This window comes from Azospirillum sp. TSH20, from assembly GCF_003115935.1.
Taxonomy (GTDB): domain Bacteria; phylum Pseudomonadota; class Alphaproteobacteria; order Azospirillales; family Azospirillaceae; genus Azospirillum.
Map to the genome: position 1 here is coordinate 1 of NZ_LGQU01000162.1, position 17,442 is coordinate 17,442.

17 protein-coding genes and 1 pseudogene are annotated in these 17,442 nt (G+C 67.3%); 8 read left to right on the forward strand and 10 right to left on the reverse strand.

Annotated features, from left to right (window positions below; genetic code table 11):
- Positions 1-183: 183 nt before the first annotated feature.
- From TSH20_RS32430 to TSH20_RS32475, 10 genes are all read right to left on the reverse strand, one after another.
- Entirely contained in the window at positions 184-762 is a 579-nt protein-coding gene (locus TSH20_RS32430; RefSeq protein ID WP_109157382.1) for a hemerythrin domain-containing protein, read from the reverse strand.
- Positions 763-796: 34 nt separating this feature from the next.
- Positions 797-1,309 (reverse strand): flavin reductase, encoded by a 513-nt coding sequence (locus TSH20_RS32435; RefSeq protein WP_109157383.1) that lies wholly within the window; start codon positions 1,307-1,309, stop codon positions 797-799.
- A gap of 19 nt (positions 1,310-1,328) precedes the next feature.
- Positions 1,329-2,291, reverse strand: coding sequence for a PDR/VanB family oxidoreductase (locus TSH20_RS32440; RefSeq protein ID WP_109157396.1), 963 nt, complete (start codon positions 2,289-2,291; stop codon positions 1,329-1,331).
- A 12-nt stretch (positions 2,292-2,303) separates the two neighbouring features.
- Positions 2,304-3,044 carry an SDR family NAD(P)-dependent oxidoreductase gene (locus tag TSH20_RS32445; protein ID WP_109157384.1) on the reverse strand — a complete coding sequence of 247 codons (741 nt, stop codon included), beginning with the start codon at positions 3,042-3,044 and terminating at the stop codon, positions 2,304-2,306.
- Positions 3,045-3,059: 15 nt separating this feature from the next.
- Positions 3,060-3,536, reverse strand: a complete 477-nt coding sequence (locus tag TSH20_RS32450) for an aromatic-ring-hydroxylating dioxygenase subunit beta (RefSeq protein WP_109157385.1) — start codon at positions 3,534-3,536, stop codon at positions 3,060-3,062.
- A gap of 187 nt (positions 3,537-3,723) precedes the next feature.
- On the reverse strand, positions 3,724-5,001 hold the full coding sequence (locus TSH20_RS32455) for a Rieske 2Fe-2S domain-containing protein (RefSeq protein ID WP_109157386.1): 1,278 nt from the start codon (positions 4,999-5,001) through the stop codon (positions 3,724-3,726).
- A gap of 53 nt (positions 5,002-5,054) precedes the next feature.
- Complete coding sequence (locus tag TSH20_RS32460) at positions 5,055-5,582, reverse strand: nuclear transport factor 2 family protein (protein ID WP_109157387.1); 528 nt, start codon at positions 5,580-5,582, stop codon at positions 5,055-5,057.
- A complete protein-coding gene (locus TSH20_RS32465) occupies positions 5,579-5,938 on the reverse strand; it encodes an IacB protein (protein ID WP_109157388.1) in 360 nt (119 codons plus the stop codon). The genes TSH20_RS32460 and TSH20_RS32465 overlap by 4 nt, the downstream gene beginning before the upstream one ends.
- 21 nt (positions 5,939-5,959) lie before the next feature.
- Positions 5,960-7,129: an acyl-CoA dehydrogenase family protein gene (locus TSH20_RS32470; RefSeq protein WP_109157397.1), complete on the reverse strand. Its 1,170-nt coding sequence runs from the start codon at positions 7,127-7,129 to the stop codon at positions 5,960-5,962.
- A gap of 111 nt (positions 7,130-7,240) precedes the next feature.
- The gene (locus TSH20_RS32475; protein WP_109157389.1) at positions 7,241-8,401 is read right to left on the reverse strand and encodes an amidase; all 1,161 of its coding nucleotides are present in this window, start codon (positions 8,399-8,401) and stop codon (positions 7,241-7,243) included.
- Between the two features lie 812 nt (positions 8,402-9,213).
- Between TSH20_RS32475 and TSH20_RS32480 the strand changes: the two genes are divergently transcribed.
- The 8 genes and pseudogenes from TSH20_RS32480 to TSH20_RS32515 form a co-directional block, all read left to right on the forward strand.
- Entirely contained in the window at positions 9,214-10,368 is a 1,155-nt protein-coding gene (locus TSH20_RS32480) for an ABC transporter substrate-binding protein (protein WP_199232130.1), read from the forward strand.
- A 106-nt stretch (positions 10,369-10,474) separates the two neighbouring features.
- Positions 10,475-11,512, forward strand: coding sequence for a branched-chain amino acid ABC transporter permease (locus TSH20_RS32485; RefSeq protein ID WP_109157391.1), 1,038 nt, complete (start codon positions 10,475-10,477; stop codon positions 11,510-11,512).
- 47 nt (positions 11,513-11,559) lie between these two features.
- Positions 11,560-13,383 (forward strand): branched-chain amino acid ABC transporter ATP-binding protein/permease, encoded by a 1,824-nt coding sequence (locus TSH20_RS32490; RefSeq protein WP_247871640.1) that lies wholly within the window; start codon positions 11,560-11,562, stop codon positions 13,381-13,383.
- Positions 13,380-14,129 carry an ABC transporter ATP-binding protein gene (locus TSH20_RS32495; RefSeq protein ID WP_109157393.1) on the forward strand — a complete coding sequence of 250 codons (750 nt, stop codon included), beginning with the start codon at positions 13,380-13,382 and terminating at the stop codon, positions 14,127-14,129. Before TSH20_RS32490 ends, TSH20_RS32495 begins: the two co-directional genes overlap by 4 nt.
- Positions 14,126-15,166, forward strand: a complete 1,041-nt coding sequence (locus tag TSH20_RS32500; protein ID WP_109157394.1) for a 2-dehydropantoate 2-reductase — start codon at positions 14,126-14,128, stop codon at positions 15,164-15,166. Before TSH20_RS32495 ends, TSH20_RS32500 begins: the two co-directional genes overlap by 4 nt.
- A 26-nt stretch (positions 15,167-15,192) precedes the next feature.
- Positions 15,193-15,987, forward strand: coding sequence for a class II aldolase/adducin family protein (locus TSH20_RS32505; protein ID WP_109157395.1), 795 nt, complete (start codon positions 15,193-15,195; stop codon positions 15,985-15,987).
- A 91-nt stretch (positions 15,988-16,078) separates the two neighbouring features.
- Entirely contained in the window at positions 16,079-16,552 is a 474-nt protein-coding gene (locus tag TSH20_RS32510; RefSeq protein WP_109157398.1) for a MarR family winged helix-turn-helix transcriptional regulator, read from the forward strand.
- 142 nt (positions 16,553-16,694) lie between these two features.
- Positions 16,695-17,339: pseudogene (locus TSH20_RS32515) on the forward strand (IS6 family transposase); the annotation flags it as partial.
- Between the last annotated feature and the right edge of the window lie 103 nt (positions 17,340-17,442).

Genomic DNA, 17,442 nt, shown 5'->3' on the forward strand with positions numbered 1-17,442 from the left:
CGGACGCCCGGACTCCATCCGCATCGCGTAATCAACAGCGTCGGCCACGCCGTCAGAAGTTCCACCGCCTCGATGCAACAACGTCGGTCCTGCGCGAGATCGCCGGCGAGCGCCGGACGCGCGGACAATCGCCCGCCTGCTCACCAACGGCCGCCGGATGAGGTCCCCAATTGAGAGTTCGGTCTAACCATCCTGGCGCCCATAGCCGATCGGCGGCGGAGCCAGATCCAGAATGCGTTGATAGAGCCGCTCCGCCTCATCCTTCGGTTTGATGCCGAAAAGGGGATTGTCGTTCTCGCGGAAGGCGGCGTCGATCTCCCGCCAGTCCTCCTCCGTCAGGACCCGTTCGGCCAGGGGGAGAAGCTGCTCCTCCTCGGTCTGGAGATGGGCGTATTCCAGCGTGGCATAGCGTTCGGCGGTGGCGAAGAAATCCTCCGCCGCGCCATCGTCGCCCGCCTCGTAGCAGAACAGCTGCCGTTTCAGCGTCTCGATCATCGGATAGCCCAGCGCGTGTTCGCGCTCCAGCTTGCCGAGCAGGACTTCGGCCTCCGGCGCGCGGCGGCGGACGGCGGCGAAGAGGAAGCGGTCCTCCTTCGGATGGTGCCAGTGGTCGGGATAGCTGACGATGTAGTCCAGGATGGCATGAAGCAGGGGGAAGTCGGGGGCGGACCCGCCGCGTATGGCGCGGATTTGGTGGCGCAGGGCGTGCAGCACCGCGGCGATGGCGAAATGCTCGTCTTTGATGATGCGGATGGCGTCCATGCTGGGTCGGTCTCCCCGATCTGGGTGGTCAGGATCAGGGCAGCGCGCGCGAGGTGTCGCCCAGCCGGTGGTAGGCGCGGTTGAAGTAGACGAGGCCGAGATGATCATCCCCGTCGACCTCGCGCTGGCGGATGTCGACGACCTGACAGTAGAAGACGCTGTGGGTGCCGACGCTGTGGGTATCGACGATGCGGCAGTCGAAGTTGACCAGCGCGCCGGCCAGCGCCGGGCTGCCCGTCTCCAGGCTGGTCCAGTCGGCATGGGCGAAGCGTTGGTCGGCCGACAGGGCGCGGTTGGAGAACACCTCCGACAGGGATTGCTGGCCGCCGCAGAGCGGGTTGACGCACAGCACGCCATTCTCCGTGAAGGCCCGATGCACGAAGGAGGACTGGTTCAGGCAGACCAGCAGGGTCGGCGGCTGGTCGGTCACGCTGCATACTGCGGTGGCGGTGAAGCCGGCCCGGCCGCCGGGACCGGCGGTGGTGATGATGTTCACGGCACCGGTCAGCATCGACATGCCGTTTCGGAAGCGGGAAACCTCAACCATGGCGGAAGTCCTTAAAGTATCAGATGTCGAGGACGAGCGTGTCGCTGCGGGCGCGCGAGCAGCAGAGCAGGATCTGGTCGTTGTCGGCCTTCTCCTCGTCGGTCAGGAAGACGTCGCGGTGGTCGGGCGTGCCCTCCAGCACATTGCACAGGCAGGTGCCGCACACGCCCTGTTCGCAGGACATCTGCACCTTGATGCCGATGCGGCCGAGCGCCTGGACGATGGTCTCGTCCTCCGCCACCCGCACGGTCTTGCCGCTGCGCTGTGCCACCACATCGAAGGCGCCGCCGCCGGTGGCGACCTCCGCCTGGAAGTATTCGCGGTGGATGCGGTCGGCGGGCAGGCCGAGGCTCGTCGCCTCGCCGATCACCCAGTCCATGAAGCCGGTCGGGCCGCAGACATAGAGATGCGTGCCGGCCGGCGTGGAACCGAGCAGGGTGGGGAGGTCGAGGCGCTGGCCGGCCGGGCCGTCGTCCAGATGCAGGGCGGTGCGATCGCGGAAGTCGGCTTCGGCCAGTTCGTTCAGGAAGGCGCAGGCATCGCGGCTGCGGCCGCAGTAATGCAGCTCGAAACTGCTGCCCGCCGCCGCCAGGGCATGGGCCATGGCGATCATCGGGGTGATGCCGATACCGCCGCCGATCAGGATCGAATGGGCGGCGCCGGTCGCCAAGGGGAACAGGTTGCGCGGCAGCCCGACCGCGACCTCGGTTCCCTCCTGCAGCCGGTCATGCGCCGCGACCGAGCCGCCGCGCGAGGCGGGATCGCGCAGGATGCCCAGCCGATAGCGGCTGCGGTCGGCCGGGTCGCCGCACAACGAATATTGCCGGACCAGTCCCGGCGCCAGATGCAGGTCGACATGCGCCCCGGCCTCGAAGGGCGGCAGCGGCCGGCCGGACCTGTCGATGAGGTCGAGCAGCAGAACCCCGTTCCCTTCGACCCGGCGGCGGGCAACCGTCAGCGTCAGCGTTTCTTGCGTCGTCATGACCGTCATTCCTCAACGCATGAAGATGCCGCCGTTGATGTCCCAGGCCGCACCGGTGGTGAAATCCGCGTCGGGCGAGGCCAGTTCCACGGCCATCCGGGCGACGAAGGCGGGGTTGCCCAGCCGCTTCACCGGGATCATGCCGATCAGCGTTTCCAGCCGTTCCGGTGGGACCGAGGCACGGACGGACGGCAGTTCCATCGGGCCGGGGGCGATGGCGTTGACGGTGACATTGCTGGCCGCCAACTCGCGGGCGAAGATCTTGGTCAATGTCAGGATGCCGGCCTTGGAGGAGGCGTAATGCGCGCCCGACGCCGTGCCGCCATTCTGCCCGGCGAGCGAGGCGATGTTGACGATGCGGCCATAGCCCGCCTTCGCCAGATGCGCGCCGAAGACCTGGCAGCCGAGGAAGGTGCCGCGCAGGTTGACGGTCAGCACCGCGTCGAATTCCTCCGGCGTGATCTGCATCACCGGGGTCATCGGCGTCATCGCCGCGTTGTTGACCGCCACATGCAAGGCCCCCCAGCGGGCCAGCACGGCGTCGAGCGCCGTGGAGAAATCCGCCTTGCGGGTGACGTCGAGCACCAGCGGCAGCACCGCCTCGCCGGACGGATCAAGGGCGGTTGCCGTCTCCTGCACCGCTCCGTCCGCGACGTCGGTCAGGGCGACGCGGTAGCCGGCGATGAGGAACTGTTCGGCGATGACCCGGCCCAGCCCCTGGGCCGCGCCGGTGACGAGTGCGACCTGTGTCATCCCGTGGGCTCCTTGTCAGAGGATGTAGCCGATGCTGTGCAGCGCGTCGGTGGAGTTGACCAGCCGGACGATCTTGCTCTTCAGCCGGAAGCCGTCGCCGCTGCGGGCGAGTTCGTAGGTAACGTCGGCGGTGTAGTCGCGCAGTGTCTCCTTGCGGAATTCGCGCAGATGCTGGGCGGCGCGGACGGTGACGGTGGCGCCGCCGTCGGTGAGGATGCGGAAGCGCGACAGCGAACGCACGGTGCGCGAGGCCGGCTGGGTCGAGACGGACTCGCCGCTGGTCAGGCGGGCGACGCGCTTGGCCCGCATGTCGGCGTCGTCATAGGCGTAGTTCAGCCGGTCGGCGAGGTCGGTGGCCTCCGGATCGATCGGCACGATGTAGAGGCCGTCGGCGGTCCATTGCGCCAGCCAGTCCTGATACTCGCGGTGGTCGAGCATATCGGCCTCCTGCCAGAGGAAGGCGCTGACCTCGGTGAGGAGTTGGGTGTTCATGGGCGTGTCTCCGGAGGTGTCAGGGTAGAGCGACGTTTTGCCCTCACCCCGACCCTCCCCCGCTGGGCGGGGGAGGGAGTAGGTGCTGATGCGGGAGAGTGGCGGCAGTTCCCTCGCTGCGATCGGACCAACCTTCGGTCGTCCGAGAGCGGGGGAGGGTTAGGGTGGGGCATCACCCCCGCCCCGCTCACGCCGTCATCAGCTTCTTCCACTGCTGGTAGGCGGCGCGCATACCGGTCTCGGCGCTGACGTCGCCGGCGCGGCCGTCTTCGGTGATGCGTTCGCCGGGAAGTCCTCGGTTCAGCAGGATCCAGAGGTCGGTGCCGGCCTGGGCGCCCTTCTGCACCCGCTCCCAGGCTTCCGAGTCATCGGGCGTGCCGAAGCCCATCGGGCCCTGGAAGTGCTCGTGCAGGCGAAGGCGGGCGCGGTTGGCGGCGGCAGGGCCTCCGTCCATGGTGATGACGGCGTGGTGGATCTCGGTCTCGTTCACCGACACCGGGCGCAGCACGCGGAAGAAGGCCATCGAACAGGCGATGTTGGGGAACAGGTTCAGGTTGAAGCCCGACCCGCCGACGGCGCGGACGATGCGGCGCACATTGGCATCGTCATGGCCCTCCTTGCGCAGTTCCTCCGCCAGCTCCGCGAAGCGGGCGGGGACGGGGGCGTCGAGGTTCTCCTCCAGATCCACCAGCTCGGGGATCATCACCATGACGCTGTGGCCGTTGCCGAGGTCCTCGACGAAGCCGGGGCCGTTGACGAAGTCCAGCATGCGTTCGGTCTGCTCGTCGACCGAGGACAGGAAGGATTTGTGGACGACCGGGAAGTGATAGCCGTCGGTGGTGTTCTCCAACTGGATCTTCCAGTTGCCGGGGAAGCGGAAACGGTGCTCGCCGGCCACCTTGATCGGATAGCCGCCGCCCTGCTTCATGAACAGGTCCATCCATTTCTTTGCCGGGCCGAGCCAGTCGGCGAGCGGCTCGATGTCCTCGCGGAAGGTGGCGAAGACCATCCCGGCATATTCCTCGACCCGCAGGCTCTTCAGCGGATTTTCGCCCTTGTCCAGGCACTGGCCGTAGCTTTCCGGATGCGGCACGCCGCGCAGACTGCCGTCCAGGCCATAGCTCCAGCCGTGATAGGGACAGACGAAGCTGTTGGTCCGGCCCTTCTTCTCTTCGCAGACCGTGGCTGCGCGGTGGCGGCAGCGGTTCAGCAGGACATGGATCTTCTGCTTGCGGTCGCGCACCACCACCACCGGCTGGCGGCCGACATAGGTGGACTTGTAGTCGCCGGCCTCCTTCACCTCGCTGACATGGGCGACCCAGACCCAGCAGTTGGCGAAGATGCGGTCCATCTCCTGCTCGAAGATCGCCGGGTCGGTGTAGAGCGAGGTGTGGGCGCGGTCGGCGCGAACGAGGTCGGCAAGGTCGCGGCTTGCTGCCGGCGGAGCTTTGAGATCGATGGCCATGGCTATGGTCTTTCCGTCTTAAGGGCGGAGAAGGGGAGCGGAGAGGAGGAGGATCACTCCGGGACCGGAACCGGGTCGGGGCGGTTCCAGCTGTCGACCGGGCGGCTGAACAGGTTCTCGGTGCGGAAATGGCTCATGCGCCAAGCGCCCTCTTCCAGGCGGAAATCCACTGTCAGCCGGGCGGCGTTCAGGTGCGATCCGCCAGCGGCAAAGGTGGATGTCTGCAGCATGATCCAGCTGCCCTCCGCCGATTCCGGACCGGTGGTGCGGATCAGTTCGGAGGTCAGGAAATGGACGTTCAGCGCGAAGTGGGAGGGTTCGACCATGTATCTGGCGAACATCTCCCGCAGGGCCGCGCGGCCGGCGATCCGGCCGAAGGTCTTCGCGTATTTCTCGCCGATGCCCTCCCACACCGCATCGCGCGTGAACAGGCCGGCAAGCTCGTCCAGCGGCGTCGCCGGGTTCAGCGCGTCGCACAGCGCCATGTAGCGGACCATGCAGGCGCGGACGGCGGCCTCCGCCTCGAAGCGGGCAAGGCGTGCAGCCAGATCGGCCAGATCGGCGGGGTGGGCGGCGGTCATTGCGGAATCACAAGCTCGCGGCCGACGCGGGCCTCGACGCGGCAGTATTTCCACAGCTTGAAGGTGCCGTCGCCGACGGGGGTGACGCGGAACAGGTTGCAGGCGGCGGTCACCGTCTCGATGTCGGGCACGTCGGCCAGCACATAGGTGGTCCAGGGCCAGTTGGTGGACGGGCCGACCATGATCTGGTCGTCGTCCAGATTGCCGAGAACCGTGACGCCCGGCAGCTCGCCGATGCCGCGCATCATGGTGGAGAAGGCGCCCCACACCTGCTTGGCCTCCTCCGCCGTGGCGTCGAAGAAGTTCTGGTTGACGCCGATGCAGAACAGAACGCGCAGGGGCTTCTTGTCGCTCATGGAAGGTCTCCGGGGATGGGGTCAGAGATAACCGGGCAGGGGGGACAGGCCGAACAGCATGGCGCCGGCGTTCTGGTAGGTGACGTCGCCCAGGAAAGCGTGCTGGGTGATCATCTGGACGTCACGGACCTGGCGGGCGATCGGGCAGCGCTCATAGACGCCGGCCATGCCGGTCAGCATCTGCGCCCGGCGCGTCACGTCGGCGGCGGTGCGGGTGGCGTGGGTGGCCGACAGTCGCAGCATGCTGACCTGATCCGGCGTGGGATCGTCGCTGGCCAGCAGGCACTGCCACACCTCGTCGATGGCGCTGTAGAACCAGGAGCGGGCGGCCCGCAACTCGGCCTCCAGCTTCGCGGTCTCCAGCTGGGAGGCGGCGCGCTCGCCCAGTTTCGGCGCACCGGTCACCGACGCGCGGGAACCCATGGAGCGGAGTTCGTCCAAAGCGGCGCGGGCGATGCCGAGCGAGACGACCGACAGGACCTGTGCCGCGAAGGCCAGCGTCGGATAGCGGTAGAGCGGTTCGTCCAGCGCCGACTTGCCGCCGCGCACGAAGGTCCATTCCTCCGGCACCACCACGTCATCGACCACGAGGTCGTGGCTGCCGGTGCCGAGCAGGCCGACGACGTCCCAATTCCGTTCGATTTTAACCGCGCTGCGCGGCATCACCGCCATGCGCGGCAGGCCGCCGCTGGCGCCGTCGCTGCATTTCGGCGCGATGCCGACGCCGACGATGTCGGCGCCCATGCAGCCGCTTGCCCAACTCCACCGGCCCTTCACCTTCAGGCCGCCATCGACGAAGACCGCCGGTTGCGGCGGGAAGATGCCGCCGGCGAAGACGAGGTCGGGGCCGCGGGCATAGAGGCTGCGCAGCGTGTCGAGCGGCAGGGCCGACAGATAGACGGCGCCAATGCCGAAGCTGGCGACCCAGCCGGCCGACCCGTCGGCTTCGGCGATGCGCTCCACCAGCCGACAGAACTCGGCGGGGGAGCGTTCGTCGCCGCCGAAGCGGCGCGCGACCAGGGCGCGGTAGACGCCAAGCTTGCGGTAGCGTTCGATGATGTCCTGGGAGACGAACTGCTGCTGTTCGAATTCGGCGCGCCGGCCGCGGATCTCGGTCAGAAGCTCCGCGAGCAGAGCGTCGTCGAAGCTCCGGCCGCCGTCCTGTTTCTGCGCGGGCAGAGTCACCAACATCGGGATCTCCATGGCAGGCGATGGGGCAGGCGATGGAGGGAAGGCGCGCGTCCGCATTCGGAGCGCAACTCCGTCCATGGCATTGGGGAATGGGCGTTGGTCTTGAAGCGGCTATGCCGGACCAGACAATCGTTCGGCGATGTGGGCCGCCACCGCGCACAGCAGCTCGTCCGCTCCCTTGGCGGCGACCAGCTGCAGGCTGGCGGGGGCGCCGCCGACGGGGGCAAGCGGGATGGCGATGGCCGGGTGGCCGGACAGGTTGAAGGGGCGGACCAGCGTGGTCATGCCGACCAGCCGGCTGGTGTCGCCGGCATCCGCCACCAGCGGCGGCGGGCCGGCCATGGTCGGCAACGCGATGACCGCAACCCGCGCCAGAAGCGCATCGACCTCCGCAGTGAAGGCGTCGCGCACCGCCTCGGCGCGGGCCACATCCTCGACCGTGGTGCGGGCGGCGTTGCGCAGGCGGAACGCCACATCCTCGCCGACCAACCCGGTCTCCACCAGGGCGGCGCAGGCGGCCCAGGTCTCGACATTGATGACCGACAGCCCGGCCTCGAAGGCTGCGTGCATGCCGGTCAGGACGACGGGTTCCACCGGCAGGCCGGCGGCTTCGACCGCCCAACTCACCGCGTGGTTGCTTCCGTCGTCGGCGTCCGTCTTCAGCAAGCCGATGGTGATGCCGTCAATGGCCGGCGGCGGTCCGAAGGTCGGGTCGATGCCCGCCATGCAGGCGATCAGACGCTTCATGTCGGCGGCGAAGGGACCGACGCAGTCCAGCGTGCTCCGGGGCGGCATCGCGCCGCGCCGGCTGACCCGTCCGAAGGTCGGTTTCAGCCCGAACACGCCGCAGCAGGCGGCGGGAATGCGCACCGATCCGCCGGTGTCGGTGCCGACCGCGGCATCGGCCAGACCCGCGGCGACCGCGGCGGCCGAGCCGCTGGACGACCCGCCGGGCACGAAGTCGGGGTATTTCGGGTTCGGCGCGGTGCCGGCCCAGCGGTTGATGCCGGTGGTTCCGAAGGCCAGTTCGTGCATCGTGGTCTTGCCGGTGATCCGCCAGCCGGCGGCGAGCAGATTGCCCACGATTTCAGCGTTTTCCGCGGCCGGCGGAGCATCGTCCAGCGACCTGCTGCCGGCGCGCGTCGGCGTGCCGGCGATGTCGATGCTGTCCTTTATCGCGACCGTGGGCGCCGTGTCGCGGTCGGTGCCGCTGCCGACGAGGTCGAGCGTTTGAACGAAGATCGTGCTGGGCACAATGGTGGGCAATGTCATGGGCAATGCCTTCCCCGGTCTGACCGGTTTCCCCACGGATTCAGACGACACCGGGCTTGTCTTTCGCCGCCGGGATCGGAGCCGTTCGGGGTGGATGGGATGCCCAGAGCCTAACGGCGAGAAACGTGAATAGTCAATTGACTTTGGAAAAATAATTTTTGACGGCGAAGCACAAAATCCGAGCAGTGCTTTGGCGGCGACGCGGGCGGTGAAGCGGAACGAGATGGAGGGGAGCTTCTCTTCATCATGCTGATAAGGAAGGATTTTTCCGAAAATTCTTACTTTCCGGATAAGGCTTCATTCCAAAGTACCTGATCGGCACACTTGGTCGGATTTCGCCTGAAAAGCATGCAATGGAATGCCAACAAATGGGCAGTTTTTCTTGAAAAATCCATTGCGGATTCACGGAACTCTGGCTTAATGGGCGGCAAGAGCGACCGGCACCGGGCGTGACCACCGCAGGACTACACTGGTGGTGCGTGGTGTCGCCGCCATCAAACTCCCAAAAGAACAAAGCTGCCGGCCATTATTGGCCGGCGTGATGTGGAAGCGTCGTTGTTTCCTCATGTCCTTCCGGTATTCGTCCCGGCGGGACGCCCGATAAATGTTCGCGTCGTCTATTTTCGCTGTATTGGGTAATTGACGGGGTGCGCCACCGCTTTCATTGGCGCGGTCTTTGCTTTGTTCCTTTCGACAGAACAAGAGGTCGGGCGGCTGGGGGCTCCTTAGGGGGCGGGCCGCACCGGCCCGGCGGGTTCGGCGGCGAAAGTCCGTCGGACGTGGACAGACGGCAACACGAAATGGAGGGTGTGGTGATTGCAAAGAAGCTGGCGGTCTCGCTGCTGTTCGGGGCGTTCGCGGTGGGCGCCGCCCTGCCGGCCGACGCGCAGGTCAAGGTCGGCGTGGTGACCTCCTCGACCGGCCCCATTGCGCTGGTCGGCATTCCGCAGAAGAACAGCGTGCCTCTGCTGCCGGCCAGCGTCGGCGGCCAGACGGTGCAGTACATCACGCTCGATGACGGCAGCGACCCGACGGCCACCGTCGCCGCCTTCAAGAAGCTGATCACCGAGGAGAAGGTGGACGCCATCATCGGCCCGTCCGGCTCGCCCAACGCCATGGGCGTGATCCAGTTCGCCGCCGAGGCCGGCGTGCCGATGCTGGCCCCGGTCGGCACCGCCGCGGTGGTGCTGCCGATGACCGAGCAGAAGAAATGGGTGTTCAAGACCACCCAGAACGACGACCTGATCGCCGAGGCGCTGCTGGAGCATATGGCAAAGGCCGGCATCAAGTCGGTCGGCTTCATCGGCACCGCCGATCCCTATGGCGACAACTGGCTGAAGGTGTTCGGCGAGGGTGCCGCCAAGCGGGGCATCAAGCTGCTGGCGAGCGAGCGCTTCCAGCGGCAGGACACCTCGCTGACGGCGCAGGGGCTGAAGATCCTGTCGGCCTCGCCCGACGCGGTGCTGATCGCCGCCCCCGGCAGCTCCTCGGTCCTGCCGCAGACGACGCTGTACGACCAGGGCTATCGCGGCAAGATCTATCAGACGCACGGCGCGGCGCTGCCCGACTTCCTGAAGCTGGGCGGCAAGAAGGTGGAGGGCACGATCCTGGCCGCCAGCCTGATGCTGGTGCTGGACCAGGTGTCGGACAGCCATCCGTCGAAGAAGATCGCCAGCGACTATGTCGCCGCCTACGAGAAGCAGAACGGCTCCAAGCCCGCCACCTTCGGCGCCAACGTCTACGACGCCGGCCTGCTGCTGGAGCGTGCCATCCCCGTCGCCCTGAAGGGCGGGGAGCCGGGATCGGCCGCTTTCCGCACCGCGCTCCGCGACGCGCTGGAGCAGGTGAAGGAGCTGCCGGCGACGCAGGGCGTCTACAACCTGACCGCCGCCGACCACAGCGGCTTCGACGAGCGGGGCCGCGAACTGATCACCGTGTCCGGGGGCAAGTGGACGCTGGTGAAGTGAGGCATGTGACGCACCGCCCGTGAAATGACCTCGTGAAGTGATCCGGCGGCGGCCCCGGCCCAGAGTCCATGTCCTGGGCCGCCGCCGGAGCGAAGGAATACCGGTCATGAACCTCCAGATCGTCATGCTGCTGGGCCAGGACGGGATCACCAATGGCGCCATCTATGCACTGTTGGCGCTGTCGATCCTGCTGGTCTTCACGGTGACCCGCATCCTTCTGATTCCGCAGGGCGAATTCGTCGCCTTCGCCGCCCTGACCATGGCGGCGATGCAGGGCGGAACCCCGGTCCGGCTGGGCTGGCTGCTGCTGGCGCTATCCGCCGCGGCCCTGGTCATGGACAGCCACGCCACATGGCGGCGCGACGGCCGCATCGCGGTGCGGCGCGGGCCGGCGCTGGGCGTCGCCTATGCCGCGGGACTGACCGCGCTGACGACGCTGCTGCCGCTGGCCGAGGCCGGCGTCGCGGTGCAGGCGCTAGTGACCATGGCGCTGATCGTGCCGCTGGGGCTGGCGCTCTACCGCGTCTTCTACCAGCCGGTCGCTGCGGCGCACCCGCTGGTGCTGCTGATCGTCTCCATCGCCGTGCATGTCGTGCTGGTCGGCGTCGGGCTGCTGATGTTCGGCCCCGAAGGCGCCCGCACGGAGCCCTTCTCCGACGGCGGCCTCAGGCTGGGCACGGTAATGCTGAACAGCCAGACCCTCTGGGTGGTGGCGGTGTCGCTGGGCCTGATCCTGGGTCTCTACCTGTTCTTCGAGCGCAGCCTTTACGGCAAGGCGTTGCGCGCTGCGGCGGTCAACCGGCTGGGGGCCGAACTGGTCGGCATCTCGCCGGAACTGGCGGGCAAGGCCAGCTTCGCGCTGGCGGCGCTGATCGGCAGCCTGTCCGGTATCCTGATCGCGCCGATCACCACAATCTACTACGACAGCGGCTTCATCATCAGCCTGAAGGGCTTCGTCGGCGCCATCATCGGCGGGCTGGCGAGCTACCCGGTGGCCGCGCTCGGCGCCCTGCTGATCGGGCAGGCCGAATCCTTCTCCACCTTCTGGGCCAGCAGCTACAAGGAGGTCATCGTCTTTACGCTGATCCTGCCGGTGCTGGTCTGGCGCTCCCTCTCCCACCATGGCGCGGAGGACGAGGAATGAAGCCCGGCGTTCTTTCCAAAACTTCCGCCGAAAGGCCGTCCCTGTCGATGCCCAGACTGTCGCCGTCCGGCTGGATCGTGCTGGCCCTGCTGCCTGTGCTGGCGGCCGCCCCGCTGATTCTGCCCACATATCAGGTCACGCTGGCCAACAACATCGGCATCTTCGCGCTGGCGACGCTGGGTCTCGTGCTGCTGACCGGCGTCGCCGGGATGACCAGCTTCGGGCAGGCGGCCTTCATCGGTGTCAGTGCCTATGCCACCGCCTATCTCGCCACCGTGTCGGCGGCCGACCTGCCGGCGCCGCTCGCCTGGATGGCGGGATCGCCGCTGGCCGGGCTGGCGGTCGGGCTGATTCTGACGCTCGCCATCGCGACGGTGCTGGGGGCGGTGACGCTGCGCCTGTCGGGGCATTACCTGCCGCTCGGCACCATAGCCTGGGGGCTGTCGCTGTTCTACCTGTTCGGCAATCTGGAGTTCCTCGGCGGCCACACCGGCCTGTCGGGCATCCTGGCGCTGAGCCTGTTCGGCATCGCCTTCGACAATGCTGAGACGCTGTTCTACCTGATCTGGGCGATCCTGCTGCTGGCGGTGGTGGCGACGCTGAACCTGCTGGACTCCCGCGTCGGCCGCGCCATCCGGGCGCTGCGCGGCGGGCAGCGCATGTCGGAGTCAATGGGCGTCGACAGCTTCCGCGCCAAGATGACCGCCTTCCTGGTCGCCGCACTCTATGCCGGGCTGGCCGGCTGGCTCTACGCCTACACCCAACGCTTCGTCAGCCCGGCCCCCTTCAGCCTGCAGGCCGGCATCGACTTCCTGTTCATGGCGCTGATCGGCGGGGTCAGGCAGGTCTGGGGTGCGGTGATCGGGGCGGCCGGCGTCACCTTCGCCAAGCAGTGGCTGCAGGATCTGCTGCCGCATCTGCTGGGCCGCACTGGCAACTTCGAATCCATCGTCTTCGGCCTGCTGATCGTGTTGCTGATGCAGCGCCTGCCCGGCGGCATCGCTGGCTGGATCACCAAGGCCTTCGAGCGGCGGCGTCGGCCCCAGGGTGCGGTGGAGGGTGTGGAACTGCCGACCGCCGAACCGCTGCCCCGCCGGCCGATGCCGGAAAAGGGCGAGGTGGTGCTGGAGGCCAAGGGCGTGACGCGCCGCTTCGGCGGGCTGGTCGCCAACCGCGACATCAGCTTCGCCGTGCGGGCCGGCGAGGTCCTGGCGGTGATCGGGCCGAACGGGGCGGGCAAGAGCACGCTGTTCAACCAGCTCTCCTGCGTCGACCACCCGACCTCCGGCGAGATCCTGTTCCGCGGCGAGCGCATCGACGGCCGCACCGCCCGCGCCATGGCCGGCGCCGGCCTCAGCCGCAGCTTCCAGCACGTCAAGCTGCTCCCCACCATGAGCGTGCTGGAGAATGTGGCCATCGGCGCCCATCTGCGCGGCTCCAAGGGCGTTGCGGCCGCGGCATTGCGGCTGGACCGGGCGGAGGAGGCGCGGCTGCTCGACGAGGCGCGGCGTCAGCTGATCCGCGTCGGCCTCGGCCAGTATATCCATGCCGAGGCGGGCAGCCTCGCGCTCGGCCAGCAGCGCATCCTGGAGATCGCCCGCGCGCTGTGCGCCGATCCCTGCCTGCTGCTGCTGGACGAGCCGGCCGCCGGCCTGCGTTTCCTGGAGAAACAGGCGCTGGCCGATCTGCTGGTCAAGTTGCGGTCGGAAGGCATGGCGATCCTGCTGGTCGAACATGACATGGACTTCGTCATGGGGCTGGTCGACCGCGTCTATGTGATGGAGTTCGGCGAGCGCATCGCCGAGGGGCCGCCCGAGACGATCCAGACCAACCCGGCCGTTCTCGAAGCCTATCTGGGAGGTGTCGAATGAGCGCGCCGCTGCTGGAGGTCACCGACCTCTGCGTCTCCTACGGCAAGATCGAGGCGCTGAGCAACGCCAGCCTGCGGGTGGGCGAGGGGCAGATCGTTACCGTAATCGGCCCGAACGGCGCCGGCAAGACGACGCTGCTCTCCGCCATCATGGGCGTGCTGCCGTCGCGCGGCCGGGTCAGCTTCCTCGGCCATGACGGGCAGTCGCCGGCCATTCAGGACATGGTGGCGCGCGGCATGAGCCTAGTGCCGGAAAAGCGCGCGCTGTTCGCCACCATGAGCGTGGAGGACAATCTGCGGCTCGGCGGCTTCCGCTTCCACTCGCGGTCGAAGCGGGAGCAGGACGCAGCGATGGAGGAACTCTACGTCCTGTTCCCCCGGCTGAAGGAGCGGCGCGGCCAGATGGCGGCGACGCTGTCGGGCGGCGAGCGGCAGATGCTGGCGCTCGCCCGCGCCCTGATGGGCGGGCCGAAGCTGCTGATGCTGGACGAGCCGTCGCTCGGGCTGGCGCCGCTGATCGTGCGCGAGGTCTTCCGCATCATCGCCGAACTGCGCAGCAAGGGCGTGTCGATCCTGCTGATCGAACAGAACGCCCGCGCCGCCCTGCGCGTCGCCGATTATGCCTATGTGCTGGAACTGGGACGCATCGCCATGGAAGGTCCGGCGTCGCAACTGGCGCACGACCCGCGTGTTGTGGCGGCCTATCTCGGCATGGCCGGCAAGCATCAGGAGATGCTCGCCTCATGACGGAACCCGACTGGCGAACGCATCGGGAGGCCGGGCACGGACATGTGGGGCACTGGCATGTCGGGATCGCCGGGGCCGGGGCCATCGGCACCACGCTGGCGGTTCGCATCGCGCGGGCCGGTCACCGGGTCGGCGTGCTGGCGCGCGGGGCGACGCTGGATGTCATCCGGCAGGACGGGCTGCACCTGACCGACCGCGAGGGCGAGCATCATGTGCGGGTGGCGGCCGGGCCGGCGGAGGATCTCGGGCAGCCGGGCCTGCTGTTCCTCTGCGCCAAGGCGCAGGATTTGCTGCCGCTGGTGCGCGCCGCCCGGCCGATGATCGGGCCGGACACGCTGGTCGTCCCGGTGGTGAACGGCATCCCCTGGTGGTATTTCGAGGGGGAGGATGGACGCCACCAGGGCCGCGCCGTCCGCGCCGTCGATCCCGACGGGGCGCTGAAGGATCTGGTGCCGCTCGACCGCGTGATCGGCGCCATCGCCTACATCACGGCGGAGCGGATGGCCCCCGGCGTCGCCCGCAGTTTCAACCCGTTGAAGCTGATCCTGGGCGAGATCGACCACCGCCCGAGCGAACGCCTCGCCCGCACCGCCGCCATGCTGACCGCCTGCGGCATCCACACCCAGGCGAGCGAGCGGGTGCGCGATCCCCTGTGGACCAAGGTGATCGCCAACCTTTCCTCCAACCCGCTGTCGGTGGTGTCGGGGGCGACGCTGCAGGACATCTACGGCGACCCGTCGCTGTCGCAGATCGCCCGGCAGATGCTGTCGGAAGCGCTGCTGACCGCCGCCGCCTATGGCGCGCGGATCGAGCTGGACCCGGCGTCCCTGCTGGCGATGGGGGCCGGGATGGGGCCGGTGAAGACCTCCATGCTCCAGGACTTCGAGAAGGGGCTGCCGCTGGAACTCTCCGCCATCTGCGAGGCCGTCATCGAACTGGCCGAACTGCAGGGATTGTCCATGCCGCTGACCCGCAACATCGCCATCCTCGCCCGCTTCAAGAGCGACAGCGCGCTGCGCGCCGCCGCGGGCCTGTAACCTCCATCCGAAGAGGACCGCAAATCATGATTACCGCGACCACCACCGCGCCGAAGCTCGGCCACAACAGCGTCGTGAAGCCCGATCACATCGGCGAGGAGGAGTGGGCACTGCGCTGCCAGCTCGCCGACTGCTATCACCTCGTCGATTTCATGGGCTGGACGGAGACGATCTTCAACCACATCTCCGCCCGCCTGCCGGGGCCGGCGCATCATTATCTGGTGAACCCCTTCGGCCTGAATTACACCGAGGTGACCCCGGCCAACCTGCTGAAGGTCGGTCTGGACGGCGAGAAGCTGGAACCGTCGCCCTATGACGCCAACCCGGCGGGCTTCGCCCTGCACAGCGCCATCCACGAGGCGCGCGCCGACATTCATTGCGTGATCCACACCCACACCACCGAGGTGTCAGCCATCGTGCAGAAGAAGCAGGCCTTCTCGCACAACGACTTCTACGGCGCCCAATTGTACGGCCGCGTCGGCTACCATGCCTTCGAGGGCATCACCCTGTTCGCGGACGAAAAGCCCCGCATGCTGGAGAGCCTGGGCGACAAACACATCCTGGTGCTGCGCAACCACGGCATTGCGGTCGGCGAATCCAGCATCGCCAAGACCTTCTTCCTGCTGTGGACGGTGCAGCGCGCCGCCGAGATCCAGACGCTGGCCGACAGCATGCGCAGCGAGGATGTGGAGCTGTCCACCGAGGTCCGGCAGAAATGCAGCGACCTGACTGCCATGCTGATCCGCGACAGCGGCTTTGCCATGAAGTTCTTCGACGCCATGGTTCGCAAGATGCGGGCGGAGCGCGAGCCGGGCTGGTGAGCAGTCGCGCTGTAAGGCGTTTGGCAAGCTAACCGGCCATTGGTACAACAGGGCCCCGGCCTCGCCAAACGCTGGACAGACATTGGGCATCATGGCCATCACCAAGAAGCTTCGCCGCTACATCCCGTCCGACCCCGAGTTCCAAGTCGAGGAATTCCCCTTCTACTGGCTTGCCCGCGTCCAGGGCATCTACACGCAGAAGATGGAAATGGCGCTGAAGCGGATCGGCACCGACATCCCGACTTGGCGGGTGCTGTTCATCTTGAAGACGCACGGCACCTCGAGCATTTCGGAGATCTCGACCCACGCCATCGTCAAGCTGTCGACGATGACCCGTATTGTCTATCGCATGAAGGCGGAGGGGCTAGTCGACACCGGCACCAACGCCGAGGACGGCCGCGTCACCGAGGTGACGATGACGCCGGCCGGCCACGCGCTGGTGGAGCGCATCCAGAATGCGACCGGGCGGCTGTTCGCCCGCAGCTTCGAGGGGCTGTCGGAATCGCAGATCGCTAAGCTGAACGCTACCCTGCAGCAGCTTTACGACAATCTCGCGGAGGATTGAGCCGTCCCCCCTAGCTTTCGTTTGCAGTAGAATTTGCGCCAGGGGCGGCGTGTTGCAGCGAGGCGACGAGTTCCGGAGATGGCTCTGTTGCAAAGTTGGCCGGCAGGCGGCGGAATGGCTGGAGGTTGGACGGAGCCAAGCCGTGTCGGACTTCAAAGGTCGCCACTTCGAGGGTGAAATCGTGCTCTGGGCAGTGCGGTGGTATTGCCGGTACGGCATCAGCTATCGCGACCTTGAGCAGATGATGGCCGAGCGTGGCGTTTCGGTCGATCACCCGACCATTTACCGCTGGGTCCAGAAGTATGCGCCGGAGATCGAGAAGCGACTACGCTGGCAGTGGCGCTGTCCGCGGTCGACCAGCTGGCGGGTTGACGAGACCTACGTGAAGGTGGGCGGCAAGTGAGCCTACCTATACCGAGCTGTCGACAAGCATGGCAACACCATCGACTTCTACCTCTCTTCCGCGAGAAACACCGCCGCCGCCAAGCGCTTCCTGTCCAAGGCGCTGAACGGCTTGAAGGCGTGGGAGACGTCGACGGTCATCAACACCGACAAGGCGCCACCTTATGGGCCAGCCCTGGCGGAACTGAAGGCCGAGGGCAAATGCCCGGAGGACACGGAGCACCGGCAGGTCAAATACTTGAACAATGTGGTGGAAGCCGACCATGGCAAGCTGAAGCAGTTGATTCGCCCGGTGCGGGGCTTCAAGACCCCGAAGACAGCCTACGCAACGATCAAGGGCTTTGAGGTGATGCGGGCGCTTCGCAAAGGCCAAGCATCCAGCTTCAACATCACCCGCGACGGCTTTGTCACGAAAACGGGGCCGGCGCGCAGCATGCTTCGATTTCCCGACAGGCTCACGCCGCAGCGGTGGCTGCTTGCCAGTCGGC

Coding starts and splice junctions, on each gene's coding strand:
- TSH20_RS32435 (WP_109157383.1), bottom strand. CDS start 1,309: ATGGTTGAGGTTTCCCGCTTCCGAAACGGCATGTCGATGCTGACCGGT.
- TSH20_RS32485 (WP_109157391.1), top strand. CDS start 10,475: ATGAACCTCCAGATCGTCATGCTGCTGGGCCAGGACGGGATCACCAAT.
- TSH20_RS32505 (WP_109157395.1), top strand. CDS start 15,193: ATGATTACCGCGACCACCACCGCGCCGAAGCTCGGCCACAACAGCGTC.
- TSH20_RS32455 (WP_109157386.1), bottom strand. CDS start 5,001: ATGGCCATCGATCTCAAAGCTCCGCCGGCAGCAAGCCGCGACCTTGCC.
- TSH20_RS32465 (WP_109157388.1), bottom strand. CDS start 5,938: ATGAGCGACAAGAAGCCCCTGCGCGTTCTGTTCTGCATCGGCGTCAAC.
- TSH20_RS32470 (WP_109157397.1), bottom strand. CDS start 7,129: ATGTTGGTGACTCTGCCCGCGCAGAAACAGGACGGCGGCCGGAGCTTC.
- TSH20_RS32495 (WP_109157393.1), top strand. CDS start 13,380: ATGAGCGCGCCGCTGCTGGAGGTCACCGACCTCTGCGTCTCCTACGGC.
- TSH20_RS32510 (WP_109157398.1), top strand. CDS start 16,079: ATGGCCATCACCAAGAAGCTTCGCCGCTACATCCCGTCCGACCCCGAG.
- TSH20_RS32430 (WP_109157382.1), bottom strand. CDS start 762: ATGGACGCCATCCGCATCATCAAAGACGAGCATTTCGCCATCGCCGCG.
- TSH20_RS32460 (WP_109157387.1), bottom strand. CDS start 5,582: ATGACCGCCGCCCACCCCGCCGATCTGGCCGATCTGGCTGCACGCCTT.
- TSH20_RS32445 (WP_109157384.1), bottom strand. CDS start 3,044: ATGACACAGGTCGCACTCGTCACCGGCGCGGCCCAGGGGCTGGGCCGG.
- TSH20_RS32440 (WP_109157396.1), bottom strand. CDS start 2,291: ATGACGACGCAAGAAACGCTGACGCTGACGGTTGCCCGCCGCCGGGTC.
- TSH20_RS32490 (WP_247871640.1), top strand. CDS start 11,560: ATGCCCAGACTGTCGCCGTCCGGCTGGATCGTGCTGGCCCTGCTGCCT.
- TSH20_RS32475 (WP_109157389.1), bottom strand. CDS start 8,401: ATGACATTGCCCACCATTGTGCCCAGCACGATCTTCGTTCAAACGCTC.
- TSH20_RS32450 (WP_109157385.1), bottom strand. CDS start 3,536: ATGAACACCCAACTCCTCACCGAGGTCAGCGCCTTCCTCTGGCAGGAG.
- TSH20_RS32500 (WP_109157394.1), top strand. CDS start 14,126: ATGACGGAACCCGACTGGCGAACGCATCGGGAGGCCGGGCACGGACAT.